At 41.6% G+C, this 12,023-nt stretch carries 10 protein-coding genes and 2 pseudogenes; 6 read left to right on the forward strand and 6 right to left on the reverse strand.

Annotated features, from left to right (window positions below; translation table 11 throughout):
• Window positions 1-126: 126 nt before the first annotated feature.
• The 4 genes and pseudogenes from ACTT1L_RS10265 to ACTT1L_RS10280 form a co-directional block, all read right to left on the reverse strand.
• Window positions 127-1,230, reverse strand: a pseudogene (locus ACTT1L_RS10265) (BclA C-terminal domain-containing protein); the annotation flags it as partial.
• 2,021 nt (window positions 1,231-3,251) lie between these two features.
• The gene (locus ACTT1L_RS10270; RefSeq protein ID WP_001110853.1) at window positions 3,252-3,575 is read right to left on the reverse strand and encodes a hypothetical protein; all 324 of its coding nucleotides are present in this window, start codon (window positions 3,573-3,575) and stop codon (window positions 3,252-3,254) included.
• Window positions 3,576-3,595: 20 nt separating this feature from the next.
• Window positions 3,596-3,820, reverse strand: coding sequence for a spore germination protein (locus ACTT1L_RS10275; RefSeq protein WP_000512463.1), 225 nt, complete (start codon window positions 3,818-3,820; stop codon window positions 3,596-3,598).
• 77 nt (window positions 3,821-3,897) lie between these two features.
• Complete coding sequence (locus ACTT1L_RS10280; protein ID WP_000141219.1) at window positions 3,898-4,203, reverse strand: rhodanese-like domain-containing protein; 306 nt, start codon at window positions 4,201-4,203, stop codon at window positions 3,898-3,900.
• 199 nt (window positions 4,204-4,402) lie between these two features.
• Here ACTT1L_RS10280 and ACTT1L_RS10285 point away from each other — a divergent pair, with 199 nt between their 5' ends.
• Window positions 4,403-4,585 (forward strand): hypothetical protein, encoded by a 183-nt coding sequence (locus ACTT1L_RS10285; RefSeq protein ID WP_000171893.1) that lies wholly within the window; start codon window positions 4,403-4,405, stop codon window positions 4,583-4,585.
• Window positions 4,586-4,634: 49 nt separating this feature from the next.
• Here ACTT1L_RS10285 and ACTT1L_RS10290 read toward each other — a convergent pair whose 3' ends face one another.
• Window positions 4,635-5,759 carry an alpha/beta fold hydrolase gene (locus ACTT1L_RS10290; protein WP_442821894.1) on the reverse strand — a complete coding sequence of 375 codons (1,125 nt, stop codon included), beginning with the start codon at window positions 5,757-5,759 and terminating at the stop codon, window positions 4,635-4,637.
• 152 nt (window positions 5,760-5,911) lie between these two features.
• On the opposite strand from ACTT1L_RS10290, the pseudogene ACTT1L_RS10295 reads away from it, so the two are divergent.
• From ACTT1L_RS10295 to ACTT1L_RS10315, 5 genes and pseudogenes are all read left to right on the forward strand, one after another.
• Window positions 5,912-8,061, forward strand: a pseudogene (locus ACTT1L_RS10295) (spore germination protein).
• Between the two features lie 17 nt (window positions 8,062-8,078).
• On the forward strand, window positions 8,079-9,179 hold the full coding sequence (locus tag ACTT1L_RS10300) for a spore germination protein (RefSeq protein ID WP_000049063.1): 1,101 nt from the start codon (window positions 8,079-8,081) through the stop codon (window positions 9,177-9,179).
• Window positions 9,149-10,234 carry a Ger(x)C family spore germination protein gene (locus ACTT1L_RS10305; protein WP_000411398.1) on the forward strand — a complete coding sequence of 362 codons (1,086 nt, stop codon included), beginning with the start codon at window positions 9,149-9,151 and terminating at the stop codon, window positions 10,232-10,234. The genes ACTT1L_RS10300 and ACTT1L_RS10305 overlap by 31 nt, the downstream gene beginning before the upstream one ends.
• A 90-nt stretch (window positions 10,235-10,324) precedes the next feature.
• The gene (locus ACTT1L_RS10310) at window positions 10,325-10,510 is read left to right on the forward strand and encodes a hypothetical protein (protein ID WP_000038783.1); all 186 of its coding nucleotides are present in this window, start codon (window positions 10,325-10,327) and stop codon (window positions 10,508-10,510) included.
• 98 nt (window positions 10,511-10,608) lie between these two features.
• Window positions 10,609-11,031 carry a hypothetical protein gene (locus ACTT1L_RS10315; RefSeq protein WP_000180554.1) on the forward strand — a complete coding sequence of 141 codons (423 nt, stop codon included), beginning with the start codon at window positions 10,609-10,611 and terminating at the stop codon, window positions 11,029-11,031.
• A 44-nt stretch (window positions 11,032-11,075) separates the two neighbouring features.
• Here the strand turns inward: ACTT1L_RS10315 and ACTT1L_RS10320 are convergent, their stop codons facing one another.
• Complete coding sequence (locus tag ACTT1L_RS10320; RefSeq protein ID WP_076873767.1) at window positions 11,076-11,999, reverse strand: hypothetical protein; 924 nt, start codon at window positions 11,997-11,999, stop codon at window positions 11,076-11,078.
• Between the last annotated feature and the right edge of the window lie 24 nt (window positions 12,000-12,023).

Consider the following 12,023-nt stretch of genomic DNA (forward strand, 5'->3'; position numbering starts at 1 on the left):
ATATATTTTCGAACTGCGATGTTTTTGCTCATGTGAATAAAGTAAAACTTTCCTAATCAATGAGACTACATACAAATAAGGAGATAAAAAACCTTGAAGCATAGAAGCCTCAAGGTTTTCTTCTTATTAACTCAATCTAATAATCGTTAGAGTAGCTCCTGGCGTTGCCGTAGATAATGTAGCCAACGCAACTACTCCAAATAATTGTAAGCTAACGGCAGCTCCAGCAGGCAAGTTAGCAATGATTGTTGCACTAAATGAACCAGTAGCCACTGTCGGAGCATTTATCGTTCCCGCAAGTGGGCTACTATTTACAGTTATACGGGAACTCACAAGTAAACCTGCTGTTAAATTAATTGTATAGGCTATATAATAATTCCCTGCATTCGCAACTGTAAATACAGTATTCCCACCACTAACAGTTATTCCCGGTCCAATATTTTGATTGTTTGGTAACGGAATATTCGTGCCACCTAACAAAACAGAAATAACACTTCCTGATGTATTATTTGCAAATGCGTACGTTGCAGTTGTACTAACTCCAGTCGCCCCGGTCGCTCCCGTTTCTCCTGTTGGACCGGTACTTCCCGTTAGACCGGTGTTTCCTGTCGCTCCCGTACTTCCGGTTGGACCCGTTTCTCCTGTTGCTCCGGTGCTTCCGGTTGGACCTATGTTTCCTGTTACTCCGGTACTTCCGGTTGGGCCCGTTTCTCCTGTTGGGCCGGTACTCCCCGTTGGACCGGTGTTTCCTGTTACTCCGGTATTTCCGGTCGGGCCAGTACTTCCCGTTGCTCCGGTGCTTCCTGTTGGACCCGTGTTTCCTGTCGCTCCGGTGCTTCCTGTTGGACCCGTTTCTCCTGTTGGGCCGGTACTCCCCGTTGGACCGGTGTTTCCTGTTACTCCGGTGCTTCCGGTTGGACCTATGTTTCCTGTTACTCCGGTACTTCCGGTTGGGCCCGTTTCTCCTGTTGGGCCGGTACTCCCCGTTGGACCGATGTTTCCTGTTACTCCGGTATTTCCGGTCGGGCCAGTACTTCCCGTTGATCCGGTGTTTCCTGTTACTCCGGTATTTCCGGTCGGGCCAGTACTTCCCGTTGATCCCGTGCTTCCGGTTGGACCCGTGTTTCCTGTCGCTCCGGTGCTTCCTGTTGGACCCGTTTCTCCTGTTGGGCCGGTACTCCCCGTTGGACCGGTGTTTCCTGTTACTCCGGTACTTCCGGTTGGACCCGTTTCTCCTGTTGGGCCGGTACTCCCCGTTGGACCTATGTTTCCTGTTACTCCGGTACTTCCGGTTGGGCCCGTTTCTCCTGTTGCTCCGGTGCTTCCTGTTGCTCCGGTGCTTCCGGTTGGACCCGTTTCTCCCGTTGCTCCGGTTACTCCCGTATTTCCGGTTGGGCCGGTTACTCCCGTTACTCCCGTGCTTCCTGTTGGACCTGTGCTTCCTGTTGGACCTGTGCTTCCCGTTGCTCCTGTATCTCCTGTTGCTCCTGTACTTCCCGTTGCTCCAGTTACTCCCGTATTTCCGGTTGGGCCCGTACTTCCCGTTACTCCTGTATTTCCGGTTGGGCCTGTTACTCCCGTTGATCCCGTACTTCCGGTTGGGCCGGTGCTTCCTGTTGATCCCGTTGCTCCCGTATTTCCGGTTGGGCCTGTTACTCCCGTTGCTCCCGTACTTCCGGTCGGGCCGGTGCTTCCTGTTGATCCCGTGCTTCCTGTTGATCCCGTACTTCCCGTTGATCCCGTATTTCCGGTTGATCCGGTACTTCCCGTTGGACCCGTATCTCCCGTGGCTCCCGTACTTCCGGTCGGGCCTGTTACTCCCGTTACTCCCGTATTTCCGGTTGGGCCGGTTACTCCCGTTACTCCCGTATTTCCGGTTGGGCCGGTTACTCCCGTTGAACCCGTGCTTCCTGTTGGGCCGGTGCTTCCTGTTGATCCCGTACTTCCCGTTGCCCCTGTATTTCCCGTCGCTCCCGTACTTCCCGTTGCTCCCGTATTTCCGGTTGGGCCTGTTACTCCCGTTGAACCCATGCTTCCTGTTGGGCCGGTGCTTCCCGTTGGACCAGTGTTCCCCGTCGCTCCGGTATTTCCAGTTGATCCGGTACTTCCCGTTGGACCCGTATCTCCCGTTGAACCCGTGCTTCCTGTTGGGCCGGTGCTTCCTGTTGATCCCGTACTTCCCGTTGATCCCGTACTTCCCGTGGCTCCCGTACTTCCCGTCGCTCCCGTACTTCCCGTTGCTCCTGTACTTCCTGTTGCTCCTGTACTTCCCGTTGCTCCTGTACTTCCCGTTGCTCCTGTACTTCCTGTTGCTCCTGTACTTCCCGTTGCTCCCGTATTTCCGGTTGGGCCTGTTACTCCCGTTGATCCCGTGCTTCCCGTCGCTCCCGTACTTCCGGTTGGACCTGTTACTCCCGTTGATCCCGTGCTTCCGGCTGATCCCGTACTTCCGGTCGGACCCGTATCTCCCGTTGCCCCGGTATTTCCTGTCGCTCCCGTACTTCCCGTCGCTCCCGTACTTCCCGTCGCTCCCGTACTTCCCGTTACTCCTGTACTTCCGGTTGGGCCTGTTACTCCCGTTGAACCTGTGCTTCCCGTTGCTCCCGTACTTCCGGTTGGGCCTGTTACTCCCGTTGATCCCGTGCTTCCCGTCGCTCCCGTACTTCCGGTTGGACCTGTTACTCCCGTTGATCCCGTGCTTCCCGTTGCTCCCGTACTTCCGGTTGGGCCTGTTACTCCCGTTGATCCCGTGCTTCCCGTCGCTCCCGTACTTCCGGTTGGACCTGTTACTCCTGTTGATCCCGTGCTTCCGGTTGCTCCGGTACTCCCCGTCGGCCCTGTCGTCCCTGTCATTCCAGTTGGCACTGGAGGAAAAGTAGGACCAACAAGATCTGGTGATAACTTAAAATTAGAATGTATCGACCTTTTTATTTTTAAATTTTCATCATTTCCTTCCACTACTCCCACCACCTTCAACAGCAAAATACAATTACAAAATATGCTTCACATAAAGTGAAACTTTAATCAGCCCTCGCCAATCGGACTTTTATAGGCAGGCCGCCCCCCACCTACCTTCTTTGCTTTCGCTAAATTTTGAGGGGGAATCTTACTGCCCATTAAAGTGGGATAAAAAATCACCTTCTATTTGAATTGTATTTTCCAAAGAGGTTTCCAATACTATTTTTCAAACAATTACTCCGCTTTTCACGCTACATAAGCTCTTCTTACAAATAATAAACTCCCCTATGATTTTAGGGGAGTCCAGCAACTGAATCCATATTATCTGTATTAGGGACAGCTTGTGCTATACCCGATGCATTTACACTTTGCCCCATATTTGTTCCTGTTACAGTACCAGCAGGAGTACCTCTCGTATACGTTGTTGTGACAGAATCTCCTGGCTGTAAACAAAGCTTCGTCTCCGTCCCTATTACTGTAACAACATCAATCCAAGTACACCCCATCGAACCACTATACGATTTCGAAGCAGTAAATGACGTATCACTCAGATTATCACCAGTAAATATATTCCCAGTGTTATTCACAATAACGAACTCTTTTATATGAGCAGGCATAATTACACTCTACCTTTCTTCTATGAGCCTAATGTACGTGTACTCGTTGCTAATGGCGGAAGAAACACCGATGTTCGAATTACCGCTTCTGGCTGTCTTTTCCCATTTAAAAAAATAGCCGCACTCGATCCTCCAGCACCTGCATACACTTTCGCTACAGCTAAAGGTGAGATATCATAACAATCGCCGACATTAACAGCCCCTGTATTATTTATAATTTTTACTTTCCGTAAGTTAATCCCCATTTACCTATCCCCCTTTTGTACACTGTATGCAAAAGAAAAAAACTTGAAACAGACTCGTTTCAAGTTTTTTAAACTACTTATTTGATTTCGCCTTCATATTGAAGCATACCGCCAACCATGTTCACTGTTTTAAAGCCTTGCTCATTTAAATAATGGCATACATTTTCACTGCGCATTCCCGAGCGACAAATAAAGATATATTCATTCTCTTTATCAAAGAAATCTACTTTATTTGGGATATCCCCCATTTTAATATGTACAGCTTCTGGAATTTTCCCTGTTGCTACTTCTTCATCTTCTCTTACGTCTACTAAAAATAACGTTTCTCCGTTTTCTAAACGCTCTTGTACTTCTTCTGTAGTAATTGTTTTCACTTCTGTCATATTTCGTTCCTCCTTATATACAATAAAACCTTTAATCTCTTCTTTAAACAATCATTTCTCATCAATTTTAGCACGCGAAAGAAAGAACGCAAAGAACGGAGAATTTATTTCTCAATTTTCTCGTAAAACTTATCCTTTACAAACATAACTCGTGCATTGTATCCTCAATATACTTGTTTTATGAAGGGAGTCGATTAAAATAACACTTTTTCTTTTCATTATGAGCATTGTGTTCTTACTCGCTGCAATTATTGCACTTAGTATGAAAAATAATAAAAAGATAAAATCACCACAAGAAATGTCATTCTTATTTCTATTACTTAGTATTGCATTCTTCGGTATAGCAATTGCCACATATATTTTCCGCCTACAAATCATGTAAAAAAAGGTGCCTACTACATACATTGCACCTTTTTCACATCATTTATTTTCTACACAAAACTAGATACTTTCCGATTTAAAAACTCATACACTTTCTTTTCAAATAAATGAATATCAAATACTCCCGCCATATGCCCATTTATACTTTCTATCTCATATACTTCTGCATACTTCCCTTGTTTTTGCAATAGGTCTACCATTTTATAATTATAACGTGACGGCTGAAGCAAATCTTGTTTACACGGAATCATAAGTACATTTGCTTCTACATTAGACAGCGCCTCTTCTAAAGACGAAAATCCATGCGCAATGTCATGTAATAAAACTGCTTTCGCAGTGTACATCCACGAATTTGCATCTACTAACTCTATACTTCTATATGTCAATTTATTTATCTCTTTCTCAAATGATGTTAATGAAGAAACCTTTTCATACGGTTCTACTTCTATACTATTACGAGGGAAGGTTGTTTCATAAAAATGCTCATCAAACGCGTTCATAAACATCATTCTATTTGCTAACTGAAGCCCCTTCATTGGCTGCTCTTCTCCATATTTCCCGCCCTTCCAACTTGGATCCAGCTTGATAGCCTCAATTGCATTTTGCGCTACATTTACCGACGTAATAATTGGATTTTGCGGGTTCGTAATAACACCAATCATCCGCTCTACCATATGAGGATAATGAACAGCCCATTGCTGCGCAATCATCCCGCCAGCTGACGGTCCCATTACAGCATGTAGCCTTGCGATTCCCATATCTTTTATTAACTCATATTGCATACGAGCTACATCAAGAAATGTAAAAACCGGAAAGTCCATCGCATATTCATCTCCAGTTTTCGGATTAATCGATTTCGGTCCCGTTGTAATTACATAAGGGTTCTTCACCTGCACATTACAAAGATTATCAGTGCATATAACAAAGTATTTATTTGTATCAATTGCTTTTCCCGGTCCAATTAAACCATCCCACCAACCAGACTCCTCATCATGCGCTGTATATTTTCCTGCCGCGTGACTAGTTGCACTAAAATAATGACAAATCAAAATCACATTGGATCTCTCTCTATTTAAAGTACCATACGTCTCATACCCCATTTGAACAGGAATTGTCCTACCATTTTCAAATGTAAACTCCTTTAAAATAAACTTCTCCTTTTTTACAATTTTCACAGACTCGCCCTCTTCTCGTCATAGTATGAACTGCTTACTAAAAGATTTTTTCTATGCAAACCCATCTCCTCCTTCTTTTCATAAATAAATGAATAATATACAAAATTAGCCACAAAATAGCACTATATTACACAATTAAAGAGGGCATACATATGATTTGGAATTGGCTACGTAAGAAAAAAAAATCAAATACAACAGAGAAAAACGAAACAGATAATTCGGAGCAAAAACCTAACAATCAAGAGGACGACAACAAAGAACAGACTAGAAGTACGAAACATAATAAAGGTAACAATAGCGAGCAAAAAAAGAGGAACACAAGGAATCTTCTCAAGATAAGCAGCAAAATCAATCGAATCAAAATCAGCAACAAAGTGCTAAACAAGATGAATCTTCTCAAGAGCAACAGAAGCATTCTAAGCAGAACAACTCCGATCAGGATCAACAGCAACACTCTAAGCAAAACGACTCCAATCAAGGGCAACAGAAGCATTCTAAGCAGAACGACTCCGATCAGGGTCAACAGCAACACTCTAAGCAAGACGACTCCAATCAAGAGCAACAGAAGCATTCTAAGCAGAACGACTCCGATCAGGGTCAACAGCAACACTCTAAGCAAGACGACTCGAATCAAGAGCAACAGAAGCATTCTAAGCAGAACAACTCCGATCAGGATCAACAGCAACACTCTAAGCAAGACGGCTCGAATCAAGGGCAACAGAAGCATTCTAAGCAGAACGACTCCGATCAGGGTCAACAGCAACACTCTAAACAAGACAACTCAAATCAGGATAAGCAACAAAATTCTAAAGGGAATAGTATTTATGATTTTTCGAAACCAGAAAAAGATCGTATTCATTCTTTACAAGATTTAATAGAGAAGCTGAAAAAGTCTAGTGATTTTGTGAATTATCATACATCCGACGACGAAACGATGCCTTATTGGATTTCTTACTATCGTCCTTCGCTTGATGGAGAGAAATTACAAAAATATTTAATGCCCACTCTTTTAGAACGACCTAACGCATCACTAGAAGAGCTGAAGGAACATATTCCGATGAGCGGCATTACAATTACGAACGATTTACAAAAAATTGAGGACATGGTTTTAAAGGGGCATGCGATTGTTCAAGTAAATCAACAAGATCAAAAATGTATGCTCGCAAATATTGCAATTGATAATTATCGTGCACCAACTCCTCCTTTAAATGAATCGACTGTTATTGGTCCGCAAGAAGGTTTTGTAGAAGATATTGATACAAACATAAATTTAGTACGAAAACGTCTTCCTGTTTTAGATTTACAAACAAAAGAGATGATTATCGGTGAGTTTTCCAAAACAAAAGTTGTCATGATGTATTTAGACAACCTTGCTGAAAAAGATAATGTTGATTTTCTAGAGGAGTCTTTACGTGCTCTTGAATATGATCAAATTAATGATAGTGCTTATTTACAAGAATTGATGGGAGAAAAGTCGATTTTCCCTCTCTATATCAATACAGAACGCACTGATAGAGTTACAAAAGCACTAATCGATGGGAAAATCGCTATTTTTGTGGACGGTTCTCCAAGTGTTTTACTAACACCTGTATCCTATTTCGATTTTTTCATTTCACCAGAAGACTACAACGTCTCTTGGCTATACGCTACATTCTCAAGGGTTTTACGTCTTATTTCCGTTTTATTCTCTATATGTGCTACACCGTTATACGTTGCAGTTTTAAATTATCATTATGAACTCATTCCGAGTGATTTACTTGAAACTTTAATTTTATCAAGGGCGCAAGTACCATTCCCGCCTTTAATCGAAGCACTCTTTTTAGAACTCGCAATCGATTTACTGAGAGAAGCTGGGGCAAGGTTACCGATGAAAGTTGGTCAAACGCTCGGTATTGTAGGCGGTATCGTAATCGGACAAGCATCTGTACAAGCTGGTTTAACGAGTAATATTTTATTAATTATCGTTGCCTTATCAGCACTCGCTTCCTTTATTACACCTATTTATAAAATGGGTAATGCGGTTCGATTACTACGTTTCCCGTTTCTCATATTTGCAGAAATAGGAGGACTTTTCGGGATTTCACTTGGATTTATCTTCTTATTTACGCACCTATTTAGACTTACTTCTTTACGCAAGCCGTACGCTTTGTTCTACCCAACAAGACAACAATCTGTTAAAGATTCTTGGATCCGTTTCCCTTTAACAATGATTGATACACGGGATGTACAAGCAAGGCCACAACATGTAAAAAAAGCAGCGAAAGGAATTTCAACAAAACATAGATCAGACTTTGATGATTAAGAAATGAGGTGCATTCGATGAGTAAAGTTCAAGAAAAATATCAAATATCTCCTATCTTCGTTTTCTTCTTAATTCACGGTGCACAGTTCGGTGCTGGCGTTCTCGGCTTCGCTCGAATCATCGCAAAGGCCGCTGGATATGACGGATGGATGGGCGTTGTAATCACAGGACTCTGTATCCATCTCCTTATATGGATGATGTATTTTTTATTAAAAGAAACAAATGGAAATTTAATTGATTTACAAAGGCAAACGTTTGGAAAGTGGATAGGAAATGTCTTTAATATCATCTTTGCAGCTTATTTTTTAATCGTCAGTATTTCGGTTATTCGAACGTATGTTGAAATTATTCAAGTATGGATGTTTCCTACCGCTTCCACCTTTATGTTAACACTCTTTTTGTGCTTAGTTAGCTATTACATTATCTCTTCTGGATTTCGTGTAATTACCGGTATTTGCGTCATCTCTATTGGTGGTACATTAGGATATTTATTTCTAAGTTTATTCGTTTTGAAATACTCACATTGGGATAATTTACTACCTATATTTACACATTCTTTTTCAGACATTTTAAAATCCGCTCAACTGTCAATCTACAGTATGACCGGTTTTGAGATTTACCTCATGGTGTATCCATTTGTGAAAAAGCCTATGCAATCTCATAAATACGCTCAGCTCGGAGCACTATTTTCAAATCTTCTATATCTATTTAGCACCCTTTTAGCCTTTTCTTTTTTTAGTGAAAAACAATTGTTAAAAACGATATGGGCCCAACTTTCTATGACCCAAGTCATTCAATTACCATTTATAGAAAGACTCGAATATATTGCAATTTCAGGCTATGCACTTGTTATTATTTCAAGTTTTATCCTCCCTTTATGGGCGTCAATGAGAGCAACTCACGAAATATTTCGTGTAAAACAACGAGGTATTTTAATTGCTTTTTTCTTTATCACGCTTATTGTTTCACAACTTTTAACAAACAGGCACGATATTAACAATTTTATTAGTAATGCAGCAAAAGTTAGTTTTTGGCTCATTTATGTATACATCCCAATCCTATTTATCATTGTGTGGGTGAAAAGAAAATGGAAAAAATCAAAAGCACAAGCAAATTAATACTTATTTCTTGTATAACATTCTTCAGTCTAACGGGATGTTTACAAAAAAACATTATCGATGATGTACAACTTATTCAAGGAACCGTATTTGACGTTGCAAAAGATAATAAAGTAAAAGTGACATTCGTTTGCCCCATTCAGAAAAAGGGAAATAAAGTTCAAGTTTTTGAAGGAACTGCAAATGCGGTAAAACAAGTAAAAGCAGATACATCGTTAGAATCTTCTCAACCTTTTGCTAGCGGACAAATGCGTGTCGCTCTATATACGATAAGACTTGCTAAAACAGGAATGGCTACTTCATTCGATACATTACTTCGAGATGTGAATATAGGGAACGCTTTATATGCTGCTTTATTAGAGGGGAATGGTACTGAACTTTTAAAAGGCAAATATTCGACTTCATACAACGTTGCAATTTATATAAAAAAATTGCTAGAACATAATATGGAGACCGGTCCTTTACCAACGGATAACCTACATGTAGGAGCATTCCGTTATTATCAAGAAGGACAAGACTACTATATTCCCATTTTAAAGAAGCATGGTGATAAAATAAAAATTACCGGAATTGGTCTTTTTAAAAAGGATAAATATATCGGTAAAATTGCGGAAAAAGATATGTTCATCTTTAAAGAACTATTAGAGAAACATAAATTAGATTCACATGAATTTAAAACGGATTCTGCATACGTAGTGGTTAACAACATTCGTTCCATTCCATATTACGATATAAAGATTAAAAACGGGAAGCCTTCTTTTTTCATTCACGTTCATCTTGATGCACGTATTCAAGAACTATCAAAACAAATTAACTTAGAAAATAATAAAAACACAAAAAACATTGAAAAAGATGTTCAAAAGCAATTAGATAAACAAGCTGCTAAGTTAATTAAGCAGTTTAAATCTTTAAATGTCGATCCCCTCGGGCTAGGAGCAAAATATAAACACCATTACCGTCCCTTCAAATTAGAAGAGTGGAGAAAAATGTACAAAGATGTTCCAATTCATATAAAATACACTGTAAATATTACAAATTCTGGTGTAATTGAATGAGAAATGATTGAACTCCTCTTCCCGGCATGATACAACGGAAAGAGGAGTTTTTATTTTAGATAGAGAGAGAAGATATTTATGGGGGAGCTTATGTCTAAAAAATTAGTAAAGCCTATTTTAAATGGTATTTTATTTCTCGGCGTCTTTTTATTTGCTCATACATACTTAAAAAATGTTTCCTTCACACGTTATTTACTTGTCGTTATACCAATGTTGCTCGTTGGTATGTTTGGCATCGATCTTATTTTATCCATTTTAATTAAGAAAGAAGAATAACAGGCGAGCATCTTATTTTCTATAAGATGTTCTTTTCATTTCATAATCACCTTATGTTACAATGAGATTCGGCACTAAGCGAGAAAGGATGAAACAACATGACAAACGAAAAAGGTTTAGATAAAGGGTACGAACTTGTTGCAAAAATGCATGAAGTATTCGGACATCCCGTAACAAATACTCCAACAAAATTAACAGAAGAACGTGCAAAAATCCGTGCGAGTTTTATGCAAGAAGAGCTAGAAGAATTTCTAGAGGCAACGACTGTTGAAGATCAATACGATGCACTAATTGACCTTATTTACTTTGCATTCGGCACGTTTGCCGAAATGGGCGTACGTCCTGATAAAGGATTCGAAATTGTAAATAACGCAAACATGGCAAAACTATTCCCTGACGGGAAACCTCGATTCCGCGAAGGTGACGGCAAAATTCTAAAACCAGAGGGCTGGCAAGCACCAGAACCACAACTTCGTGCTGAAATCGAACGTCAACGCCAAGAAGCTGAAAAAAACTGCTAGGATTTCCTAGCAGTTTTTTATTATGTCTTTTTTTCTGGCAATCATTAATGTCCCACGTGTCCAGCGTGCCCTGCTGCTCCACTAATACTAGCCGCTCCTGCCGCTGCCCCCGCTCCTCCTGCTCCAATTCCACCTGTCCAAGGAGAAGATTGTTGTTGATACTGTTGGTATTGTTGATGTTGTTGATGTTGTTGGCCTTGGTAACCTTGATGACCATGTTGACCTTGGTGGCCGTGATGGCCTTGATGGCCATGTTGACCTTGGTGGCCGTGGTGACCTTGATGGCTATGTTGACCTTGGTGGCCGTGGTGACCTTGATGGCCATGTTGACCTTGGTGGCCGTGGTGGCCATGGTGACCATGGTGGCCATGGTGATCTTGATGAATTTGATAAAGAACAGCCTGCGGATGTATATGATGGTGTCCGTGGTGATGTACTTGTTGTTGATGATGTCCATGATGACCGTGGTGACCTTGGTGGTGATGGTGTCCATGATGGCCATGGTGACCTTGGTGGTGGTGATGTCCATGATGGCCATGGTGACCTTGATGATGGTGTCCATGATGACCGTCGTGGTGGCCATGGTGACCGTAAAAACCTTGTGGATAACCACCTACTCCGCCTGCCACAACACCTACTCCCGGTACCGGAAATCCTGTTTGTACTCCTCCAACGAAAGATGGGAATGTAGTTGGTACGCCTACTGGTACTCCTCCCGCTGCTCCGCCTACAAATGTTGGGATTCCTGTTTGCACTCCGGCTACTGATGATGGAAAGCCTCCTGTTACTGTAGGCATTCCAGTTTGTGCTCCAGCTACTGATGTGGAAAATCCTCCAGGTGTTCCACCCATCCAGCTCGGAATTCCGCCATACCCTTGTTGTCCGCCTCCCATTAACATCATTTGTTCATAACTATCCGATCCACCTCCGAAAAAGCCATGTGGTGCATTATTGTCCATCCCTTTCATTCCTTTCACCTCTTCTACTCAATT

It is taken from the genome of Bacillus sp. FH, from assembly GCF_052216825.1.
GTDB classification, from domain to species: domain Bacteria; phylum Bacillota; class Bacilli; order Bacillales; family Bacillaceae_G; genus Bacillus_A; species Bacillus_A paranthracis.